This window comes from Tenacibaculum adriaticum, assembly GCF_008124875.1.
In the GTDB taxonomy this organism is placed as follows: domain Bacteria; phylum Bacteroidota; class Bacteroidia; order Flavobacteriales; family Flavobacteriaceae; genus Polaribacter; species Polaribacter adriaticus.
The window spans coordinates 180,229-202,066 of sequence record NZ_VNIA01000002.1; the positions used below are offsets into that span (position 1 = coordinate 180,229).

A 21,838-nucleotide genomic window follows, 5' to 3' on the forward strand; every position below is an offset into this window, starting at 1 on the left:
GTATAAAAAAACTCGCAAAATTTTGCGAGTTTTTTATATTTAAAAACAGTTATTCTTGTTTTATTTTTTCAGGCAGTCTATCTCGTTCTATTTTTCCTTTTTTTAAGGCTTTATAGTTTTCGTAGCAGTTTAATACGGCTTCAATCATTTGTAAATCACTCGCTTTTTTTATAAAATATTCCGAATAATTACAATCTGAAAGTAATTCAGTAAGTTGTTGTTTATCCATTTCAAGATATTCCATCATAACTTCACGATCAAATTTGCCAGCTAACATTTTACGTAAATCATCTTCTTTTTTAAGTTTTTGTAACTTTTTAAGCTGCTTTGGTTTTTTTCCGAAGAGATTATAAACCAAATCAACAGGGTTCATTAGTTTAGCTACAGGAGAAGATATTTTTTGAGGGCGACCAACCTCATAAGTCTGAGGAAGTCCATTTATATGGATACGGGTGAATTTATCTTTAGGAACTTGTTTAACATCTACTTCTAAGACACCAATTAATTGAGTGGATTTAATAACAACCTCTTTAACCTCTTCTGGCTTTTCATTTAGTTCTATAACCAATTCGTTTCCTTTTAGTAAATCGTTGGTAACTTTTAATTTAATTGATTCAAAACCAACAAACGAAACTAAAACAGTATCATTAGCTTGTGCAGTTAGTTCAAAAAAACCTTTATCGTTTGTAATAGTACCTACGACAGAGTTAAGGTTTAAAATATGCGCTGCACTTAGAGCTGTTTTTTCTTCAGAATGTATAACTTGCCCTTTAAGCTTTCCATCTTGTGAAAAACTAAGGCTGCTGATAAGAAAAAGTAAAATTAAATAATAATGTTTTTGCATAATGCAATAATAAGAATAAATGATTGTGTAACAGTTAAGAATTTGCAAAAAAGAAAGAAAATCTATTTCATAAAAAACACTTCTGATTTTAGAAGTGTTTAAGTGCACGTAACAAGAATCGAACTTGCACGTCCTTACGGACACAAGCCCCTCAAGCCTGCGCGTCTACCAGTTCCGCCATACGTGCGCGTGCGTAAATAAAAAAAGTTAAGCCATTGCTTAACTTTTTAGTGACCGGGCTGGGGCTCGAACCCAGGACCCTCTCCTTAAAAGGGAGATGCTCTACCAACTGAGCTACCAGGTCATTGCTTCTTTGTAAAAGCGAGTGCAAATATACATCTGTTCTTTAGAATAAGAAAATTTTTTTTACATTTTTTTATAGATATTTGCATTCATTCAATTTTTATAAATGAAAGTTATTTTACTAGGGTATATGGCAAGTGGTAAATCGACTATAGGAAAACGTTTAGCTTCAAGAAATTATGTTCCTTTTATCGATTTGGATTCTTATATAGAAGAACAAGAAAATAAAACAATATCAGAAATATTTAAAGATGAAGGAGAAATCTATTTTAGATTACAAGAACATAAATATTTAAAAGAATTGCTTGAAAATGAAGAAGATTTTGTTTTGTCGCTAGGAGGAGGAACGCCTTGTTATGCAGGAAATATGGATCTAATTAAGACATCAAAGGATGCTAAATCAATTTATTTGAAGGCTGATATTATAACATTAATAGATAGATTAGTCAATCAAAAAGAAAAACGCCCGTTGGTAGCAAATTTGTCAGAAGAAGAAATGAAAGAGTTTATTGCAAAGCATTTATTTGAGCGTAGTTATTTTTATGAACAAGCTGATTATACAGTTAGAATTGACGATAAAGATATAAAGGAAACAGTTACTGAAATACGTATTCTGCTACATTAAGTACGCAATTGTTTCGTTTTTGTTAAATTCAACAACGACATGTTCTTTAATAGATGTTGAAAGGGAAATTCCTTTAAAATCGGCTTTAACAGGATATTTTTTATGATTTCTATTGACAAGAACAGCTGTTTTAAATCTTTTTAATGGAACCTCTAAGAAATGTTTAATACCATAAATTAATGTGGTTCCAGAATTAAGTACATCATCAACTAGAATTAATGATTTATTTTTGTATTCTTGAGAAGAAAGCGAAGTGTGTACTTCTTTTAAAGGATTTTTCTTATCAATTGTAACTTTACACAATTTTACTTGCACATCAGAAATTTTGGATACAGCCACAGCTAATTTTTCTGCGAAAATATATCCGTTTTCAGCAATACCTGCTATTATAACTTCCTTTTCTTTATGATTACTCTCATAGATTTGATAAGCAATTCTTCGAATTTTTTGTTCAATTTCGGTATTATTTAATATAATATTGTTGCTAGCTGTCATAAAACAAATTTAATTATCTTCTTTCGGATTTTCACTATAATCATCAATATCTCGACGATCTTTTTTTGTGGGTCTTCCTGTACCTTTTTTTCTGTAATAATCTTTAGCAAATTTTAGTAATTCTGTTTTTTCAAATTCTTCTTTAGGAGTTAAGTCCTTACGATATAGATCTACTAATTTTGCACCAACACGATTAAGAGGGATGTCTAATACTTTAATTTTATAGTTTATTTGATTTTTTCGAATAGTAATTTCTTCGTTACCAAATATTTCTTTTGAAGGTTTTAAATTGCTGCCGTCTATTTTAATATGTCCTTTTTTACAGGCTTCGGTAGCGATGCTTCTAGTTTTAAATAGACGTACGCACCATAAATATTTGTCAATTCTCATACAAAAAGTTAAATTTCATCGTTTCTCTTTTTACAAAGGTATAAAAATGGTAACTTGCGCGCTAAAATTTCAAACTTAATGATAAAATTTAGACACTTTTTATTAGTTAGTATTCTATCTATATTAGTATATGCATGTGGAGGAGATGATAATGGATCGAGCATTGACAATTTTGATCATGCTGCGCAAGCTTTAAAAGATAATGATTCTTTAGTTAGTTTCTTGAAAAAACATTATTATGATGTAGATTTAGATTCAGTAAAGCCTTTAATAGTAGGAAAAACTCCACTTTTCGATGATGCAAAACTAATGACAGAAGAAATCACTGAAACAATTAATGATATTGACATTGATTATAAATTATATTATTATGTGGTGAGATATGGAGATCCTGTTCCTACACCAGAACCAGGTAAAGAAAACCCTTCAGTAGTTGATTCAGTTTATGTTAGTTATTATGGACAGCGTATTGTAAATACTGATAGTTTGAGTGTGTCTTTTGATAATAATGAATACGTTTGGTGGACTTTAAGTGGAGTTATTAAAGGTTGGTCATATGGTTTTTCTCATTTTAAAGGAGGGGAAAATGTAACAGATAATGGGCCAATTACTTACGATAATGGAGGGAAAGGTGTGTTATTTATTCCTTCTGGGTTGGCTTATGGTAATACGGGAAGTTATCCAATCTTATCAAATGAACCATTACTTTTTTACATAGATTTATTTGATTTTGTTCCAGAAACAGATATAGATCAAGATGGTGTAGCTTCAATATTTGAGGATATTGATGGAGATGGAAAGCCATGGAATGATGATACAGATGGAGACGGGCTTGCTAATTTATTCGATACAGATGATGATGGTGATGGAGTATTGACTAAAAATGAAGACGCTAATGGTAACGGGAATCCTAGAGATGATTTTAACGACCCAAACAATCCAACAATACCAGATTATTTAAATATTAATATTAGATAATTTCAAAAAGATTAACTAAAACAAAAAAGTCTAGCAATTTGCTAGACTTTTTTGTTTTATAAATACTTTGTTAAAAGGTTAAAAACCTTATAATATAGAATATTATCGTTGATATTACTTGATGGAGATTTCGATGTTACAATTAATAATAGTATTGTTTATACTGATAAATACATTGATTTTTGATTGCTTATCAGTATTTTAAGGGGTGTATATACAATGGAGATAGTCTTAATTAATAATGTACCAACAAAAAGACCAGCAATCTGCTGGTCTTTTTGTTTATGTAAATATTGAATTTTAGAATTTATAAGATAGCCCCACAATAATCTGATTTACACGAGTATCAAACTTTAATTTATCAGACGCATTACTAACAATTTCAGATTCGGTATCAGAAAAACCTCTTTCCCAACGGATATCTAAACCTATTTTTCCTAATTCAACACCAGCTCCTAATTGAATACCAACCGTGAAGCCATCTGCATTTGTTTTAGCAACTTCTTCAAAATCTAAATCTCCATCAATAATATATTGAAAAGAAGGTCCAGCATGAACATAGGCAACTCCTAAAAACTTTTTTCCTAAAAGAACAGGAATATCAATTTTTTGAAAGTCATACGATGCTTTAGTATTTACTCCATCATTCAAAGTAATTTCACTTTTTAAAGCAGTATATACTAATTCAGGACGTACATACCAACCAATAATAGGTAATTTAGCACGCAACCAGATACCAGCATGATATCCTGTTTTACTTTCTGCTTTTCCATTAATGATATCATCACTAACATCTTTAAAAGAATCTGAGTTGTAGTTTAAACCAGCTTTAATACCAAAATCAATTTGTGCTTGAGATAATTGACTTGCACCAATTACTAAGCATAATGCTAAAATTAGTTTTTTCATAATTTTAAATTTTAATTATATTTAATAACAAAACGATTTTTAATACCGTTTATTTTCTTTTTAAAACTTTCTTTACAGCTTCTATAACTGCCTCGTCGTTAATTTTATATTTTTTCATTAATTCCGCAGGTGTTGCAGATTCGCCAAAAGTATCATTAACCGCTACAAATTCTTGTGGAGTAGGAGAGTTCTCTGCTAAACAACGCGCTATACTTTCACCTAATCCTCCAAATTTATTGTGCTCTTCGGCAGTAACAATACAACCTGTTTTAGCAACCGATTTTAAAATTGCTTCTTCATCTAAAGGTTTAATGGTGTGTATATTAATTACTTCTGCAGAAATACCTTGTGCTTCTAATTGCTCTGCTGCTTGTAAAGATTCCCAAACTAAATGACCTGTAGCAACAATAGTTACATCTGTACCTTCAGTTAATTGGATAGCTTTTCCTACTTTGAATTCACCTTTCGGCATAAATACAGGAATAGAAGGGCGTCCGAAACGTAAATAAACAGGACCTTCATGCTCAGCAATAGCAATTGTAGCTTCTTTAGTTTGATTATAATCACAAGTATTAATTACAGTCATGCCAGGTAACATTTTCATCAAACCAATATCTTCTAAAATTTGATGAGTTGCACCATCTTCACCTAAAGTTAAACCTGCGTGAGAGGCACATATTTTTACGTTTTTATCTGAATAGGCAATTGATTGACGAATTTGATCATAAACTCTTCCTGTAGAAAAGTTAGCAAAAGTACCAGTAAAAGGAATTTTACCTCCAATAGTTAAACCTGCAGCAATTCCCATCATGTTAGCTTCGGCAATTCCTACTTGAAAGAAACGTTCTGGATGATTTTTTTCAAACTCATTCATTTTTAATGAACCTGTTAAATCAGCACAAAGCGCTACTACGTTAGGATTTGTTTTTCCTAATTCTGTTAATCCGTCTCCAAAACCAGAGCGGGTGTCTTTTTTTTCTGTGTATGTGTATTTTTTCATTGTTGTGTTGTAAAATCTGACCAAAAATAAACTTTTCAATAAGATGTAGGGTTATAAATTCATCAATTCTTTATATAATTTATGAACAGGTAAGCCCATAACATTAAAGTAGCTTCCTTCTATTTTTTTGATACCAATTCTTCCAATCCATTCTTGAATTCCATAAGCGCCAGCTTTATCATATGGTTTGTATTTTTCGATATAATATTTAATTTCATCGTCCGATAATTCTTTAAAAGCTACTGTAGTTGTATCGTTTATAATTTTTTGAAAACTCTTACTTTTAATACTTACCGAAGTAATAACTTCGTGCACTTTACCTGATAATCTTCGTAGCGTTTCAAATGCTTCTTGATAATTTTTAGGTTTACCCAATGCTTCATTTTCGAACCAAACTATGGTATCGGAGGTGATTAATATATCCTTATCTGTCAATTCGTTGTTAAAAGGTTTCGATTTTAAATCCGCGAGGAAATCTGTTATTTCTGAAGCTTTTAATTGTTTTGGATATACTTCATCAACTTCTTTTAGTCGAATTTCAAAATCGATATCTAATTCTTTGAAGAATTGTTGTCTTCTAGGTGAACCTGAAGCTAAAATAAGATGGTAATTAGTAAGTTTAGAGGATAACATGTTTTATGTAATAAGAGATTAAAGGCATTGATAATATTCCTAGAAATAAAATAAAATCTATTCCTTTAATTAAATATTTATAATCTTTTTTAGTTTTTGCTTTTTTTAGTTTTAAAAAGCAATAAATTTGAGGAATACATATGAGAAGTAAAATAATTATAGAGATGTATATATTGTTAATGAAGTAAAACATCATCATAGTGGTAGTTAATATAATAACTAAAGAAATTCTTAAAATTATTGTTTTAGCTTTTTCTTCCCCAAAGACAATAGGTAAAGTTTCCTGATTATTATAATTATCTACTTTAATATTCTTTAAATCTACAACAATACTTTTAATAAAATTTCCTGCAAAAGAAACTGCTATATAGTAGATTATAATTAACTCAAGATTTAAAAAAATTTCCCATTCTGCAGAGCTTAAGGAAACAGGTGAGTCAATCCACCAAACTAAAACAATAGAACTAGATTTTAAAAAAGAAGGAATAATATTATTCATAAGTGTTTTTCTTGTTGAATCCATCGCATAAAATAATGTGGATAGACTAAGAAAAACAAAAATAAATGAATAACTAGGTTTCTCAATTTCAAAAGAAATATAAGTTCCTGCTGTTATTCCTAATAAAGAGAGAATAGAGTACCAAAAAAAAAGTTGTTTTTTAGTAATTACTTTTAAACTATTTTTTTTTATGAAGTAAAAAGTTATAAAAAAACTTCCTAAAACAATTAGAAGAGTAGAAAGAACTAACAGAAAAAAGTTACCACAAGTTAATGAGGTTTCGAAACCAAAACCTCTTAAAAAAAAGCATTTTACAAAGAATTGAATTAACGCGATAGAAATTAAATCTTTCCAATTAATAATTTTGTTAATATCAATAAGCATGTTATTTAAAATCCTTTTTTATACGAGCTAAGTCACGTTTGGTGTCACGATCTTTTATTGTTTCTCTTTTATCATGAATTTTTTTACCAGTAGCTAATGCTATTTCTAATTTTGCAAATCCATTTTCGTTAATAAACAAACGTAAAGGAATTATTGTATTTCCTTTAGCTTCAACTTCACGTTCTAATTTTTTTAGTTCACGTTTGTTAAGAAGTAAACGGCGCTCACTTTTTGGTTTGTGATTGTAATGATTGCCAAAAGCATATTCTTCAATATACATATTCACAACAAAGAGTTCTCCTCGGTCGTTAAACTCACAAAAACTCTCTGTAATACGTGCTTTACTTTGACGAATTGATTTGATTTCGGTGCCTGTAAGCTGAATACCTGCTGTGTATTTTTCTATAATCTCGTATTCAAAACGAGCTTTTTTATTTTGGATATTAATGTTTTTCTGCATAAATCTTCACTAAAAAATCAGACTGCAAAGATACATTTTTTGGATTTGAAGTATCAGTTTAAAGTTTAATAACTCTTGTAGTGTATTATTTTTATTTAATAAAACGAATTTTTCTAAAAAAAAAAAGAACATCAAGTATTTGATGTTCTTTTTATGATGAATGTAAGATTTATAACCTTAATCTATTTTTAACAACACGCATGTTGTTTTATTTTTAGTTACTGTTACTATATATAAATTTCCACTATTATTCTCTTCTATTGTAGGGTATTTTTCTTCCCCCAACATTATATTAGCTAATTGAGGGGTTGTATCGCTGTGACCAACAATTAAAACCGATTTTCCAGAAGTGTTATATTTAAAACCAGAATCGTACATTCTAGTCGTATCAAACGCGTAGGTAGGTAATTTTTTACTGTCGGCTGTTGGTTTTGCAGTTTGCTTTGTTCTTCTAAAATCTGTTGAATAGACAGCATCTAAGTTTACTGGAGCAAAAACTTTTGCCCAGTTTTTAGCACGATCAAGACCTGTTTGGTTTAAATCTGGATTTGTATTGGTTGCATCAGAATCATCTTTTTCTGCATGACGGATTAAATAATAGGTAGTAACCTCTTCTCCTTCTTCTTGAGAAAAACCTGAAAATGAACTAAATAGTAAAACGAAAATGATTAGATAATTCTTCATAAAAAAAATATTTTGAGGGCAAATATAATAAAAATAAAAAACGATGCATATATGCATCGTTTTTTATTTAATTTTATCTACTAAACTAATTATTACTTTATGTTAAATTAGAAGGATTTCTAAATACTAAATTACCATCAAATTCATCCAGTAAAACTATACTATTTGATGTTATTTTACCTCCTAAAATTTCTTTTGATAGTAAATTCATTACTTCTTTTTGAATTACCCTTTTTACAGGTCGTGCTCCAAATTCAGGTTGATAACCTTTCTTAGCTAAGTAATCTATCGCTTCATCTGTAGCGTCTAAAGTAATGTTTTGTTCTATCAACATTTTTTTAACTCCGTTTAATTGTAATTGAACAATTTGTTTGATATTATCTTCAGATAGTGGTGTAAACATTATAATATCATCAATACGGTTTAAAAATTCAGGTCTAACAGTTTGTTTTAATAAACCGAGAACCTCTGTTTTAGCTAACTCCATTGTGGTATCAATATCACCTTTCATATTTTCAAATTTCTCTTGAATAATATGGCTTCCCATATTAGAGGTCATAATAATGATTGTATTCTTAAAATCAGCAATACGACCTTTATTGTCGGTTAATCGACCTTCGTCTAATACTTGTAATAAAATATTAAAAGTATCTGGATGTGCTTTTTCAATTTCGTCTAACAATACAACAGAATAGGGTTTTCTACGAACGGCTTCCGTTAATTGTCCGCCTTCATCGTAACCTACATATCCTGGAGGAGCACCTACTAATCTACTAACAGCATGACGTTCTTGGTATTCACTCATGTCAATACGAGTCATGGCGTTTTCATCGTCAAAAAGATATTGTGCAAGTGCTTTTGCTAATTCGGTTTTACCAACACCTGTTGTTCCTAAGAATAAGAAAGAACCAATCGGTTTATTAGGGTTTTGTAATCCTGAGCGAGAACGACGAACCGCATCAGAAACTGCTTCAATAGCTTCTTCTTGTCCAACCACACGCTTGTGTAATTCATCTTCTAGTTTTAATAATTTCTCGCGTTCCGATTGTAGCATTTTAGTTACAGGAATCCCCGTCCATTTAGCAACAACTTCCGCTATATTATCATAGGTAACTTCCTCTTTTATTAAAGAGTTTTCATTCTGATTTGCTAAAACTTCTTGTTGTTTTTCTAATTCTTCTTGAGCATCTTTAATTTTACCGTAACGTAACTCAGCAACTTTACCATAGTCTCCATTTCTTTCTGCTTTTTCAGCTTCTAGTTTGTAACTTTCTATATCTGTTTTTAGATTCTGGATACTATCTACAATATTTTTTTCTGATTGCCATTTTGCATTGATTTCATTGCGTTCTTCTTTTAAGTTCGCTAAATCTGCGTTTAAAGACTTTAGTTTTACTTCGTCGTTTTCTCGTTTAATTGCTTCAATTTCAATTTCTAATTGCATTACTTTACGATCTAGAACATCTAATTCTTCTGGTTTTGAATTGATTTCCATTCGTAGTTTAGCAGCAGCTTCATCCATTAAATCAATAGCTTTATCAGGTAAAAAACGATTTGTAATGTAGCGTTGAGATAATTCTACAGCTCCAATAATAGCTTCATCTTTAATACGAACTTTATGATGTGCTTCGTATTTTTCTTTAATACCACGAAGAATTGAAATAGCACTTTCTGTATCTGGCTCATCTACATTAACCTTTTGAAAACGTCGTTCTAAAGCTTTATCCTTTTCAAAATATTTTTGGTACTCGTCTAAAGTAGTTGCACCAATTGCGCGCAATTCTCCACGTGCTAACGCTGGTTTTAAAATATTTGCAGCATCCATAGCACCTTGTCCGCCTCCAGCTCCGACTAACGTATGAATTTCATCAATAAATAAAACAATATTTCCATCAGAAGAAGTAACTTCTTTAATTACCGCTTTTAAGCGTTCTTCAAATTCTCCCTTGTATTTAGCGCCAGCAATTAGTGCGCCCATATCTAACGAATAAATAACTTTATCTTTTAGGTTTTCTGGAACATCTCCTCGGATGATTCTGTGTGCTAATCCTTCAGCAATCGCCGTTTTACCTGTACCTGGTTCTCCTACTAAAAGGGGGTTGTTTTTAGTTCTACGCGATAAGATTTGTAATAATCTACGTATTTCTTCATCACGACCAATTACCGGGTCTAATTTACCGTCTTGTGCTAATTGATTAAGGTTTTTGGCGTATTTATTTAGTGAATTATACGTTTCTTCAGCACTTTGTGAAGTAACTCGTTCTCCTTTACGTAATTCGTTTATAGCACTTTCTACTAACTTTTCTGAAGCGCCTTGATCTTTTAAAGCTTGTCCTATAGAACTTTTAGATTTAATAATCGCTAAAATTAAATGTTCTATAGAGACATATTCATCATTCATTTTTTTCGCGATGATTGATGCTTCATTAATTGTTTTGCTTGCTTCTCGAGAGAGCATTAATTCAGCGCCAGAAACTTTAGCAAAACTTTCTAATTGCTTGTCTAATACTTGCTGAACTATATCAATATTAATATTGAGTTTCTTCAAAATAAAAGGAAGAATATTTTCATCTACTTGAAATAAAGCTTTAAAAATATGCTCGTTTTCTATTTGATTATGGCCATAGCTTTGCGCTAATTGTTGCGCCAACTGAATGGTCTCTTGTGATTTTATAGTGAAATTGTTTAAATTCATAATAATTTTATTTCTTTTGTTAGCAGAAAGACAAAATCGATACCATTTTGTTTTGTTGTTTTAAAACCGTCATTTTGTCTTTAAAAGCTTTGTTTTGCTGACTTTTTGACTTGTTTTAAAGATTAATGATGTAAAAAAGACATATTTATAAAAACATTCTATGGGAATATTTGAAAACATCTTCGGAAAAACTTCTAACTCTTCAGAAAATAAAGAACATGAAGAGTCAAAAATTAAATGGATTCCATTAACAAGCATTCAACAAATTAAAGAGATTAAAAATCTTTCTAAAACAAATTTAGTAGGAATTTTTAAACATTCAACACGTTGTGTTATTAGTAGGACGGTGTTAGACAGATTTCAACAAGTTTTTCCAGAAAACAATAGTATTAAAATGTATTATTTAGATTTGTTAAATTATAGAGACGTTTCTAATGAAATAGAAGTTGCTTTTCAGGTATTACATCAATCTCCTCAATTTCTATTAATTAAAGAAGAAAATCCTATTTTACATGCTTCACATTACGACATAACACAAATTAATTTTCAAAAAATAATTAAATAAACTGTTAATTTTACTGGGTTTTGTTTAAATAGGTCGTATTTTTGTAATCTTCAAAATTATTAGACTTGAGTACAGTAAACACGAAACAAAACAAAGTAGGTAAGGATTTATACGATTATCAAAAAGAAGCATTACATAAAATTTTTAAAAGTTTTGAAAATGCACCAGAAGATTATCACTTACTATATCAACTGCCTACGGGAGGTGGTAAAACTGTTATATTTTCGGAAATTACACGCCAATATATAAAACATTATCAAAAGAAGGTTTTGATAATGACTCATCGTATAGAATTATGCAAGCAAACTCATAAAATGTTAAACGAGTTTGAAGTTCATAATAAGATTATTAATAGTAAAGCAAGTTTAGATGATCAAGGTGATTATGATTGTTTCGTCGCAATGGTAGAAACACTTAATAATCGTTTAAATGATGATAAGCTTGATATTTCTGATATTGGTTTAGTGATTATTGATGAGGCTCACTATAATTCGTTTACTAAATTATTTAAGTTTTTTAATAAGTCTTTTATTTTAGGAGTTACGGCGACACCGTTAAGTTCTAATATGAAATTACCAATGAAAGACAATTATAATGAGTTAATTACAGGAGAAAGTATTAACACATTAATAGAGAATGAGTATTTAGCGAAAGCAAATATTTATTCTTACAACGTTGGCTTAACTTCGTTAGAAGTAGGAGCAAACGGAGATTATACTGTAAAGTCATCTGAAGATTTATATACAAATTCAGATATGCTTTCTAAATTATTACAATCTTATGAAGAGCGTGCAAAAGGAACTAAAACTTTAATATTTAATAATGGAATTAATACTTCCTTACATGTTTTTGATACTTTTAAAAGAGCAGGATACCCCATTGCGCATTTAGATAATACCAATACAAGAAAGGAACGTGATTTTATTTTAAAGTGGTTTAAGAAAACACCCAATGCAATTATTACTTCGGTAAGTATTTTAACGACCGGTTTTGATGAACCAACAGTTGAATCTATTATTCTGAATAGAGCAACAAAGTCGTTAACCTTATACTACCAAATGATTGGTCGTGGATCTCGAATTTTGTCAGGAAAATCAGAATTTAATGTAATTGATTTAGGAAACAACTTTCATCGTTTTGGACCTTGGGGAGCTGATCTAGATTGGCAGCGCATGTTTAGAGCGCCTAATTTCTATTTGGATAATCTATTAACAGATGAAGAAATAGAAAATGATTTTAGATATGAATTACCTCCAGAAGTAAAAAGTGAATTTGCCAATACAAAAGAAGACGATCTTTATTTTGATGTAAAGAAAGTTTATATTAGTGCTATTCAAGCAGGGGAGAGTTCAAAAAAAGTTTTAGAACGTTCTATTGAGCATCATACTAGAATGTGTGTAGAAAATAGTGAAGATATGTTTGATGCTTTAATTTTAGCTAAAAAACTGGGTGGGGATATAGATGATAGAATTCATCGTTATTCTAAATGTATTTGTAAATCTACTCATAACTTTATTGATTGGCTACAAGATGATTATCGCAAAAAATTAAATTCTAACATACGTAATAACTTTGATGAAGTATTTGAGGATATTTTTGGACATCCACCAATAGAAGAATAATAAAGAATTTAAATTAATAATACAAAAAGTGGTTTTAAAACCACTTTTTGTATTTAAAATATCCAAGCATTGAAAATGCTGTGAGAAGTATCACTCCCCACATTATATAATATCCATTTTGGTATTCTAACTCTGGTATGTGTTTAAAGTTGGTACCGTAAATACCAGCTATAAAAGTTATTGGAATAAAAACAGCAGAAAAAATAGTAAGAATTTTCATAATGTCATTTAAACGATTATTAACGTTGGTAGAATATACTGTTAGTTGCTCACTTAACATGCTTTTATAATGATCTACAGAGTCACTAGCTCTTTGTATTAAATCAATTAAATCATTAAAAAATAATTGATCTTCTTTGTCTATCAGATTGGTTTTAAACTCTTTAAAAGAGAAAAGAACTTCTCTTGCTGGTTTAATTGCCTTTCTAAAATAATTTAACTCAATTTTTGTTAAATTAATCTCTTGTAAGGTGTCTTTACTTGGTTGCAATAAAATTTTATCTTCTAACTCTTCAACTTTAGCGCCAAAAATTTCCATTAAAAAGTTATAATTATCAACTATAGCATCTAAGAGACTGTATTTTAAATAAGTTAGACTTAGTTTACGAACTCTGGTATTGCTTTTACTAATCCTTTCTCTAACAGGCTCAAAAATATCTCCATCTTTTTCTTGAAAAGTCAATAAAATATTTTTAGTCAAATACATGGAAACTTGTTCAGCATCTAGCATGTGTGTACTAACATCTAAACTCATCATTTTAATAATGGTAAAAATATGATTTTCGTCGACATCTACTCTAGGACGTTGTCCTGTATGCACAATATCTTCTAAAATTAAAGTATGAATATTAAAATACAGACCTATAGAGTTAATCAGTTTTACATCATGTAATCCATCTATATTAATCCAAATATTTTTATATTCATTTTTATAATTTTCTATCTCCTTTATAGATGATAGATTTGTTTTAATAAATTTATTCTCATCATAAGCAATAAGTTCAATAGTAGCTTCTTGTTGTTTTTGTTCACCAATAAAAATAAGTTTCCCAGGAGCCTGTCCAGCAGTTTGCTGCTGTTGTTTGGTTATAAATCTGACTTTTTTTAATATCTGCGGTTTTTTACGCTTCATTTGTTTGTAATAATTTATGAATTCTGGCAAGTAATATTAATTCAGATTTATTTTTACTTGCAAAAGCTTCACAAATACTATGCGAAGCTTTAATTATTTTTTTTGCGGTGTCGTTAGTAAAATATTCTTTGTTAGCAATAACAAAAGCTTTAAATTTTTGAAATGCTTCTTCAGATGTAATTTTTTCTTTTATTAAACTTCTAAGAGTTTCATATATAACCTCTTTGTTTTCTATGGTTTCTAGCCAACTTCTTTCAACAATAGCAACGATTTTGCGTTTCTCGTCAATTTCTATTTTTTTGTCTACCATTGCTAGTGAATAAAATAAATATGCTATGTGGATGTAAAAATGTTTAGAAAATTTTTTCTCAGTCATTTTTTTTAAATTAAGAATTTAAATTTACTAAATTTGATAGAAACAAAACTGTTTAGATTATGAAAAACATTTTAATTCCATATGATTTTTCTGAAACAGCAATAAACGCTTTAAATTACACAAAAAAACTGTTCGAAAACCATAGGGCTAATATATATGTATTAGGAGTATATATAAGTACACCTTCAGAAATTTTAAATACAGAATATAATGATAGATGGTTTAATGAAATAGATGATTCTATTGAAGATGAATTAAATTATCTTATAGAAGTTTTAAATAATAATAAAGAAAGTAACCTTAATTTTTCAGCGATTGTTAAATCTGAATCTATAATAAATGCAATAAAATCAGCAATAAAAGAAAAACAAATAGATTTAGTTGTAACAGGAACCAAAGGAGCTCATAGTTTGGTAGAAACATTTATAGGAACTAATACTATAAATATGATTAACCATATTAATGAATGCTCAATACTTGTGGTACCAACTAATTACAAATACAAATCTTTACATCAAATTGTATTTTCAACGAATTATAAAAGACCCTTTAATTTAAAAGAGTTAAAAACGTTAATTGAGTTAAGTATTATTAAAGGTTGTTCTATAGAAGTAGTTAATTTGTCTGTAGAAGATTTTTTTACGGATAATCAAAGAAAGAATAAAGTTAAATTAAGAGAATTATTTCAAGATCTGAATGTTGATTATAAAAAAATAGATTGGCAAGATTCTGAAACAAAAACTTTAGAAAATCATATTGAAGAAATAGAAAGTGAATTGTTGGTATTAATTAATCATAAGCACAATTTTTTTAATAGGCTTATAGAAGAAAATGTTATTAAAAAATCAGCTTTCCACAGTAAAATACCTTTGTTAATTTTACCAGAACAAGAATAAGAATAAAAAAAGGCTGTGATTTCACAGCCTTTTTGCGTTATAAAACGTTTAAAACAGACTTATACTCATCAAAATCTATATTAGCACTAAATAATTTAACAGATTTTGCTATTAGGGTTTTTGCCGTTTCTTCAGGATATCCTAATTGAATGGCATATCTTAAAATCAATTTTGTTTCAGTTTCATCAATTTTATGATCAGAATAAATTGTTTTAAACAAATCTAGAAGACGTTCTAATCTATTATCTGATATGTTCTGAGGTACAATTGGATATTTTTTAGGATTTTTAATGATATCATCATACTCAGCAGGAGTAATGTCAAGTTTTTTTACAAACCTATCAATTAACTTTTGCTCATTCTCATTTATTTGCCCGTCTATAGTTGCAATACTAACAATAGCCGAAAAGTGGGCTACATTATTTCTGTGTTTACTAGATTCGTATAAGTCTACAATACTCATTTTAAAATTATATTTTTTTAATAGCCATTAACACAAAGGTAGGGTCGCTATCTTCATCATTAGGCGCTTGTGTTTTATAAGTTAATTCAAATTCTTCTCCTATCAATTCATCTGACTTTAGATCATATTTTTTTAACAAATCACTAGAAATTGTTTCAAAAATAATAGTTTCATTTTCATCGTCATCATTAGTAAAAGAGAAAGAGAACCCATCTTCATCAAAACCATCAAAAGTTGCTTCAATAGTTATAGGGTCATTTTGTATCGTTTCTTTTTTTGTTGTAAAACTAACAAATGTAAGTAGTAAAAATAATTGCAAAATTGTTTTCATTTTTTTAATAGTATAAAAATTAATAATAAATTTTTATTGGATTTTAACCACAACAAGTCCAATTTTCTTTTAGTAAATCTATGCCTAATAGATTTACCCGTGGAATTAAAAAAATGTTTTACATAAGCACTAATTTGACTAGGATAAAAGTACATATTTTTTTAATATGTAATAAAAAAAATAATAATAATTAAAAGTTTTTAATATTAAATTTGCTGTAAAAATAAATTAAAATGGTAGGTATTTTTACAAACAAATACACTTTTATTATTTACTTATTGATAAGTTTAATAATAGCAATTAATATAACTAAAAAACTAACAAAGTCGTATATTATTAAAAATGCTATAGAGCCACATAGAAGAAAATTAATATTAAAGATTAGTTACTTTATTTATTATACTATTTTTCTGTTTTCTTTGCCAATAACATTGGGTATTAATTTAGAAGAAGTGGCTGTTTTTGCTTCTTCTGTTTTAGCTGTTTTAGGTGTTGGTTTTTTTGCACAATGGTCTATACTGTCTAACTTAACGGCTAGTATCATTTTATTTTTTTATCATCCTATGCGTATAGGTGACACTATTAGAATTATTGATAAAGATTATGACTTAACAGGAAAAATAAAAAATATTACAGGTTTTTATGTGCTTTTACATGTTTCTGAAGGAAATAGAGACATTACAATCCCTAATACAGTTATATTATATAAAGGGATTGAATTAATTAAAGAAGAAAAATAAAATAAACATCTGTTTATCAAATATTTGTATCTTTATTTTTTTTATTAAAAAAAAACATAAAAAATAATTTATTTTAAAAAATAGTTTACATTTACCACATCTTATTATGTAAGTTAAATGTTTCGTTTTACTTATTTCGTAAATAATTTTTGCAGGAAGATGGGAAATTATTTAGTGTTTAAGAAACACAACGAAAAAATTAAGGTTTCTTCCCTTTCTAATCTTTTTTATTCTTTACCACTGAATTTTTATAAACAGTGTGGTGATTGTTTGGCTTTAAGAGTCTGATATTATATTCATTTTATTTTCAACAAATAAACTATAGAGTAGTTTTGATTTTCTTACAGATATATAAAAACAGCAGTAATTTGCATGAAGTTTTGAAATATTTGTGGTATATATAAATGCGATTAAATAAAAAATGAATACTAAATACAAAGACTTAATAGAACAAACATTTGATTTTCCTCAAGAGGAATTTCGTACAGAAAACAATAATTTATTTTTTCATGATATAAATATGATGGAATTGGTAAAAGAATATGGAGCTCCATTGAAGTTTACCTATTTACCTAAAATATCTGAAAATATCACCAAAGCAAAAAAATGGTTTGCAAATGCAATAGAAAAACATAACTATAAAGGAACCTATAATTATAGTTATTGTACTAAAAGTTCACATTTTAAATATGTGTTAGACGAAGCATTAAAGAATGATATTCATATAGAAACATCATCAGCTTTTGACATTGATATTGTAAAATCATTAAAAAAAGAAGGAAAGTTAAAAGACAATGCATTTGTTTTGTGTAATGGTTTTAAACGTGATCAATACATTGCAAATATTGTAAGTTTAATAGATGGAGGACATACAAACTGCATTCCTATAATAGATAATTATGAAGAACTTAATCTTCTTTTAGAGGAAACTAAAAGTAAGTTTAAAGTAGGAATTCGTATTGCTTCAGAAGAAGAGCCAAAATTTGAATTTTATACAAGTAGATTAGGTATTGGTTATAAAAATATAGTTTCTTTTTATGAGCGTGAAATAGCTGAAAATCCTCAGGTTGAGCTTAAAATGTTGCACTTTTTTATTAATACAGGTATTAAAGATAATGCGTATTATTGGAACGAATTATCTAAATGTTTAAGTGTATATATAAAACTTAAAAAAGTATGCCCAACTTTAGATAGTTTAAACATTGGAGGCGGTTTTCCAATTAAAAATTCATTAGCTTTTGAATATGATTATGAGTATATGATTGATGAAATCATAAGTCAAATCAAAGCGATTTGTGATAAAGAAGGAGTAGATGTTCCTAATATTTTTACTGAATTTGGAAGTTTCACAGTAGGAGAGGCTGGAGGAGCAGTATACGAAGTTTTGTATCAAAAAAAGCAAAATGATCGTGAAAAGTGGAATATGATAAACTCATCTTTTATTACAACGTTACCAGATTCTTGGGCAATAAATAAACGTTTTATAATGTTACCTATTAATAAATGGAATCATAGATATGAGCGTGTTTTATTAGGCGGATTAACATGTGATAGTGATGATTATTATAATTCAGAACAACACATAAACGCAATTTATTTACCAGTTTACGAAAAAGATAATCCTTTATATGTAGGGTTTTTTAATACAGGAGCCTATCAAGAAACTATAGGTGGTTTTGGAGGATTACAACACTGTTTAATTCCAACCCCAAAACACATTTTAATAGATAGAGACTCAGAAGGTAAGATCATTACAAAACTATTTAAAGAACAACAAAAAAGCGAAGAATTTTTATCAATTCTTGGATATTAAAAAGAATAAAAACAAAAAATGAAAAATAGAAATTACGCAGGTATACCTGATAGTAACGCGAAATTAGAAAACGCAAACATTGTATTAATTCCAGTTCCTTATGACGGAACTAGTACATGGCAAAAAGGAGCAGATAAAGGTCCTGAAGCATTTTTAAACGCTTCAGAAAACATGGAGCTTTATGATATTGAAACAGATAGTGAAGTTTATAAAGAAGGTGTTTATTTAGCAGAAGCAATTACAGAAAACTCATCTCCAGAAGCAATGGTAGATGCAGTACATGCTGCTACAAAAAAATATATTAATAAAAAGAAATTTGTAACTATTGTTGGAGGAGAACATTCTGTATCTATAGGTACTATTCGTGCTTTTGATGAATGTTTTAATAATGTTACTGTATTACATATTGATGCGCATGCAGATTTACGTAAAGAATACGAAGGTTCTAGTTGTAATCATGCTTGTGCTGTTTATGAAGCTAGTCAAAACATGAATTTAGTTCAAGTGGGGATTCGTAGTATGGATATTTCTGAGAAAAGTGTAATGAACTTAGATAAAGTATTCTTTGCACACGATATGGCTGTTAACGAATACTGGATGGATGATGTTTTAGATCAATTAACAGGGAATGTTTTTATTACATTCGATTTAGATGCTTTAGATCCGTCTATTATGCCAAGTACAGGTACACCAGAACCAGGAGGATTATTTTATTACGAGACTTTAGAGTTTTTAAAGAAAGTATTTTCTGAAAGAAATGTAGTTGGTTTTGATATTGTTGAATTATGTCCGAATGAACAAGAAAAATCATCAGACTTTTTAGCAGCAAAATTATATTATAAAATGTTAAGTTATAAGTTTTCTTCTGATATGGAAGATGAAGAAGATTATGATGAAAAAGGAAGTTCAAATCATAATTCTGTTTCTAAATTTAAAGAAGAAATAGACGAAGAATACTAGAGATGAGTATTAAGGCGAAAGCGTATCATCTCGAAAGGAGGATTTCGCTAAGTGTATTTCGTAATAATTTTAGTAGCTATAAGTTAGTAAAAAGAGAGCATTCATATTTATTATATAAAATTGATGTTAATTCTTACCTATACTTAAAAGATTACGGAAGTTTAGTTTTTATTAATTGTGAACAAGATTTTATTAATACTGTATTAGGTAATTTAATTAACGAAAAAAAAATAATTAAAAATTTACCTTCAGAAGAATATGAAATCGTTTTTGATGATAAAATTGAAGTAGATTTTGAACGTATTCAAATTACAGAATTAAATGATAATGTAGCACATATTATTATGCTAAATTTATCACAGTCAGTTGCCTTAATGAATTATGTTAATAAGACGTCTGATTTGCATGATAAAACGTTAGTGTATTCAAAACAACTAGAAAGAACGGGTAGTTTTAAGCTCTCTAAAGTACAAATGAGAAAGTTTATTGGTAAAACAATGAACCTGAAAAATAACATCGCCGAAAATTTATTTGTCTTTGATTCGCCTGATTTAGCATGGAACAATAAAGATTTATCAACGTTAGACTATAAATTAAAAGACGAATTGGATGTGGTAAAACGACACCAAGGAATTGAAAATAGTTTAAACGTAATAAAAGAAAATTTAGATTTATTTAACGACATATTACAACACAGGTACAGTAGCATGTTAGAATGGATTATTATCATTTTAATCCTCTTTGAAATTGTACAAGTTATTATAGAAAAAATATAAAAATGAACAAACCAATTACCAATTTTATAGAAAAATATTTTTTGCATTTTAATGCTGCAGCATTAGTAGATGCCGCAAAAGGATACGAAGCACAATTAGAGCAAGGATCTAAAATGCTAGTGTCTTTAGCAGGGGCAATGAGTACTGCTGAATTAGGAAAGATTTTTGCAGAAATGATTCGTCAAGATAAAGTACATATTATATCATGTACGGGAGCTAACTTAGAAGAAGATGTAATGAATTTAGTAGCGCATTCTCATTACAAACGTGTACCTAATTATAGAGATTTAACACCTGCAGATGAATGGGAGTTATTATTAAAAGGTTTAAATAGAGTTACGGATACTTGTATTCCTGAAGAAGAAGCTTTTAGACGTTTACAAAAACACGTGGTTAAGATTTGGAAAGATGCAGAAGATGAAGGAGAACGCTTTTTCCCTCATGAATTTATGTATAAATTATTATTGTCGGGTGTGTTAGAAGAATATTATGAAATTGATATTAAAGATTCTTGGATGTATGCTGCTGCTCAAAAAAACTTACCAATGGTCGTTCCAGGGTGGGAAGATTCTACAATGGGTAATATTTTTGCTTCCTATGTGTTAAAAGGAGAATTAAAAGCTTCTACAATGAAATCAGGTATTGAATACATGACATTCCTTGCAGATTGGTATACAGATAATTCTGAAAACGGAATTGGATTCTTTCAAATAGGAGGTGGAATTGCAGGTGATTTCCCTATTTGTGTAGTACCGATGTTGTATCAAGATATGGAAAGACAAGAAACTCCATTTTGGAACTATTTCTGCCAAATTTCAGATTCAACGACCAGTTACGGATCTTATTCAGGAGCTGTGCCTAACGAAAAGATTACTTGGGGTAAATTAGATATTGATACCCCTAAATTTATTATAGAAAGTGACGCAACTATTGTTGCGCCATTAATTTTTGCTTATTTATTAGAAATGTAAGTTATGAATCGAGTTATTGTAGAGTATTCTAAATTAACAACTGATATTTTAGATTTATTAGTTGAAAAATACCCAGATGGGTATGATTATGAAGATGTAATTTCCTTTAAAAATGGAAAAGGGGAAACAATAAAAGCGGTAGAAGTAAGAACAGAAGATACTATTTATTTAGTGAAAATTAGTTCGAAACTAGAGCAAACAATGGAAGATTATTCTGAAGATGAAAGTTCTTTTGAAGATGATGATTTTAGTTTCTCAGATAATATTGAAGAAGACGAAGAAGACGATTTTTAA

General features: G+C 28.9%; 25 protein-coding genes and 2 tRNA genes. 11 read left to right on the forward strand and 16 right to left on the reverse strand.

The window, feature by feature from the left end; genetic code table 11:
• Positions 1-49: 49 nt before the first annotated feature.
• From C7447_RS06275 to C7447_RS06285, 3 genes are all read right to left on the reverse strand, one after another.
• Positions 50-844, reverse strand: coding sequence for a carboxypeptidase-like regulatory domain-containing protein (locus C7447_RS06275; protein ID WP_148869664.1), 795 nt, complete (start codon positions 842-844; stop codon positions 50-52).
• A 103-nt stretch (positions 845-947) separates the two neighbouring features.
• Positions 948-1,031 (reverse strand) — tRNA-Leu (locus tag C7447_RS06280).
• A gap of 44 nt (positions 1,032-1,075) precedes the next feature.
• Positions 1,076-1,148 (reverse strand) — tRNA-Lys (locus tag C7447_RS06285).
• 105 nt (positions 1,149-1,253) lie between these two features.
• Here C7447_RS06285 and C7447_RS06290 point away from each other — a divergent pair.
• A complete protein-coding gene (locus C7447_RS06290) occupies positions 1,254-1,772 on the forward strand; it encodes a shikimate kinase (protein ID WP_148869665.1) in 519 nt (172 codons plus the stop codon).
• Here C7447_RS06290 and C7447_RS06295 read toward each other — a convergent pair.
• Positions 1,764-2,267 carry a phosphoribosyltransferase domain-containing protein gene (locus C7447_RS06295; protein ID WP_148869666.1) on the reverse strand — a complete coding sequence of 168 codons (504 nt, stop codon included), beginning with the start codon at positions 2,265-2,267 and terminating at the stop codon, positions 1,764-1,766. The two genes, C7447_RS06290 and C7447_RS06295, sit on opposite strands and share 9 nt — an antisense overlap.
• Positions 2,268-2,276: 9 nt before the next feature.
• On the reverse strand, positions 2,277-2,657 hold the full coding sequence (locus tag C7447_RS06300; RefSeq protein WP_148869667.1) for an RNA-binding S4 domain-containing protein: 381 nt from the start codon (positions 2,655-2,657) through the stop codon (positions 2,277-2,279).
• 78 nt (positions 2,658-2,735) lie between these two features.
• On the opposite strand from C7447_RS06300, the gene C7447_RS06305 reads away from it, so the two are divergent.
• Positions 2,736-3,635, forward strand: coding sequence for an FKBP-type peptidyl-prolyl cis-trans isomerase (locus C7447_RS06305; protein WP_148869668.1), 900 nt, complete (start codon positions 2,736-2,738; stop codon positions 3,633-3,635).
• Between the two features lie 300 nt (positions 3,636-3,935).
• Here the strand turns inward: C7447_RS06305 and C7447_RS06310 are convergent, their stop codons facing one another.
• The 7 genes from C7447_RS06310 to clpB form a co-directional block, all read right to left on the reverse strand.
• Entirely contained in the window at positions 3,936-4,544 is a 609-nt protein-coding gene (locus C7447_RS06310; protein WP_148869669.1) for a porin family protein, read from the reverse strand.
• A 49-nt stretch (positions 4,545-4,593) separates the two neighbouring features.
• Positions 4,594-5,544, reverse strand: coding sequence for a transketolase family protein (locus C7447_RS06315; protein ID WP_148869670.1), 951 nt, complete (start codon positions 5,542-5,544; stop codon positions 4,594-4,596).
• A 51-nt stretch (positions 5,545-5,595) separates the two neighbouring features.
• Positions 5,596-6,177, reverse strand: a complete 582-nt coding sequence (locus tag C7447_RS06320) for a Maf-like protein (protein ID WP_148869671.1) — start codon at positions 6,175-6,177, stop codon at positions 5,596-5,598.
• Positions 6,164-7,060 carry a UbiA prenyltransferase family protein gene (locus tag C7447_RS06325; protein ID WP_148869672.1) on the reverse strand — a complete coding sequence of 299 codons (897 nt, stop codon included), beginning with the start codon at positions 7,058-7,060 and terminating at the stop codon, positions 6,164-6,166. Before C7447_RS06325 ends, C7447_RS06320 begins: the two co-directional genes overlap by 14 nt.
• A gap of 1 nt (position 7,061) precedes the next feature.
• Complete coding sequence (smpB, locus tag C7447_RS06330) at positions 7,062-7,520, reverse strand: SsrA-binding protein SmpB (protein WP_148869673.1); 459 nt, start codon at positions 7,518-7,520, stop codon at positions 7,062-7,064.
• 177 nt (positions 7,521-7,697) lie between these two features.
• Positions 7,698-8,204 carry a SixA phosphatase family protein gene (locus C7447_RS06335; RefSeq protein ID WP_148869674.1) on the reverse strand — a complete coding sequence of 169 codons (507 nt, stop codon included), beginning with the start codon at positions 8,202-8,204 and terminating at the stop codon, positions 7,698-7,700.
• Positions 8,205-8,301: 97 nt separating this feature from the next.
• Positions 8,302-10,899: an ATP-dependent chaperone ClpB gene (clpB, locus tag C7447_RS06340; RefSeq protein WP_148869675.1), complete on the reverse strand. Its 2,598-nt coding sequence runs from the start codon at positions 10,897-10,899 to the stop codon at positions 8,302-8,304.
• 160 nt (positions 10,900-11,059) lie between these two features.
• On the opposite strand from clpB, the gene ytxJ reads away from it, so the two are divergent.
• Positions 11,060-11,464: a bacillithiol system redox-active protein YtxJ gene (ytxJ, locus tag C7447_RS06345; RefSeq protein WP_148869676.1), complete on the forward strand. Its 405-nt coding sequence runs from the start codon at positions 11,060-11,062 to the stop codon at positions 11,462-11,464.
• Between the two features lie 65 nt (positions 11,465-11,529).
• Positions 11,530-13,086, forward strand: coding sequence for a DEAD/DEAH box helicase (locus C7447_RS06350; protein ID WP_148869677.1), 1,557 nt, complete (start codon positions 11,530-11,532; stop codon positions 13,084-13,086).
• A gap of 34 nt (positions 13,087-13,120) precedes the next feature.
• On the opposite strand, the gene corA is transcribed toward C7447_RS06350, so the two are convergent.
• Both corA and C7447_RS06360 read right to left on the reverse strand, forming a co-directional pair.
• Positions 13,121-14,218, reverse strand: a complete 1,098-nt coding sequence (corA, locus tag C7447_RS06355) for a magnesium/cobalt transporter CorA (protein WP_148869678.1) — start codon at positions 14,216-14,218, stop codon at positions 13,121-13,123.
• A complete protein-coding gene (locus C7447_RS06360; RefSeq protein ID WP_148869679.1) occupies positions 14,208-14,594 on the reverse strand; it encodes a hypothetical protein in 387 nt (128 codons plus the stop codon). The genes corA and C7447_RS06360 overlap by 11 nt, the downstream gene beginning before the upstream one ends.
• A 59-nt stretch (positions 14,595-14,653) precedes the next feature.
• On the opposite strand from C7447_RS06360, the gene C7447_RS06365 reads away from it, so the two are divergent.
• The gene (locus tag C7447_RS06365; RefSeq protein WP_148869680.1) at positions 14,654-15,490 is read left to right on the forward strand and encodes a universal stress protein; all 837 of its coding nucleotides are present in this window, start codon (positions 14,654-14,656) and stop codon (positions 15,488-15,490) included.
• Positions 15,491-15,527: 37 nt separating this feature from the next.
• On the opposite strand, the gene C7447_RS06370 is transcribed toward C7447_RS06365, so the two are convergent.
• The gene (locus C7447_RS06370) at positions 15,528-15,953 is read right to left on the reverse strand and encodes a TerB family tellurite resistance protein (protein WP_148869681.1); all 426 of its coding nucleotides are present in this window, start codon (positions 15,951-15,953) and stop codon (positions 15,528-15,530) included.
• A gap of 7 nt (positions 15,954-15,960) precedes the next feature.
• Positions 15,961-16,284, reverse strand: a complete 324-nt coding sequence (locus tag C7447_RS06375; protein WP_148869682.1) for a hypothetical protein — start codon at positions 16,282-16,284, stop codon at positions 15,961-15,963.
• 233 nt (positions 16,285-16,517) lie between these two features.
• Between C7447_RS06375 and C7447_RS06380 the strand changes: the two genes are divergently transcribed.
• The 6 genes from C7447_RS06380 to C7447_RS06405 all read left to right on the forward strand — a co-directional run bounded on the left by C7447_RS06380 (position 16,518) and on the right by C7447_RS06405 (position 21,838).
• Entirely contained in the window at positions 16,518-17,024 is a 507-nt protein-coding gene (locus C7447_RS06380; protein ID WP_148869683.1) for a mechanosensitive ion channel domain-containing protein, read from the forward strand.
• Positions 17,025-17,445: 421 nt separating this feature from the next.
• Entirely contained in the window at positions 17,446-18,837 is a 1,392-nt protein-coding gene (locus C7447_RS06385) for a type III PLP-dependent enzyme domain-containing protein (RefSeq protein WP_148869684.1), read from the forward strand.
• An 18-nt stretch (positions 18,838-18,855) separates the two neighbouring features.
• Entirely contained in the window at positions 18,856-19,797 is a 942-nt protein-coding gene (gene speB / locus C7447_RS06390) for an agmatinase (RefSeq protein WP_148869685.1), read from the forward strand.
• Positions 19,798-19,799: 2 nt separating this feature from the next.
• Complete coding sequence (locus C7447_RS06395; RefSeq protein WP_148869686.1) at positions 19,800-20,573, forward strand: RMD1 family protein; 774 nt, start codon at positions 19,800-19,802, stop codon at positions 20,571-20,573.
• A 2-nt stretch (positions 20,574-20,575) separates the two neighbouring features.
• Positions 20,576-21,544 (forward strand): deoxyhypusine synthase family protein, encoded by a 969-nt coding sequence (locus C7447_RS06400; protein WP_148869687.1) that lies wholly within the window; start codon positions 20,576-20,578, stop codon positions 21,542-21,544.
• A gap of 3 nt (positions 21,545-21,547) precedes the next feature.
• Entirely contained in the window at positions 21,548-21,838 is a 291-nt protein-coding gene (locus C7447_RS06405) for a hypothetical protein (protein WP_148869688.1), read from the forward strand.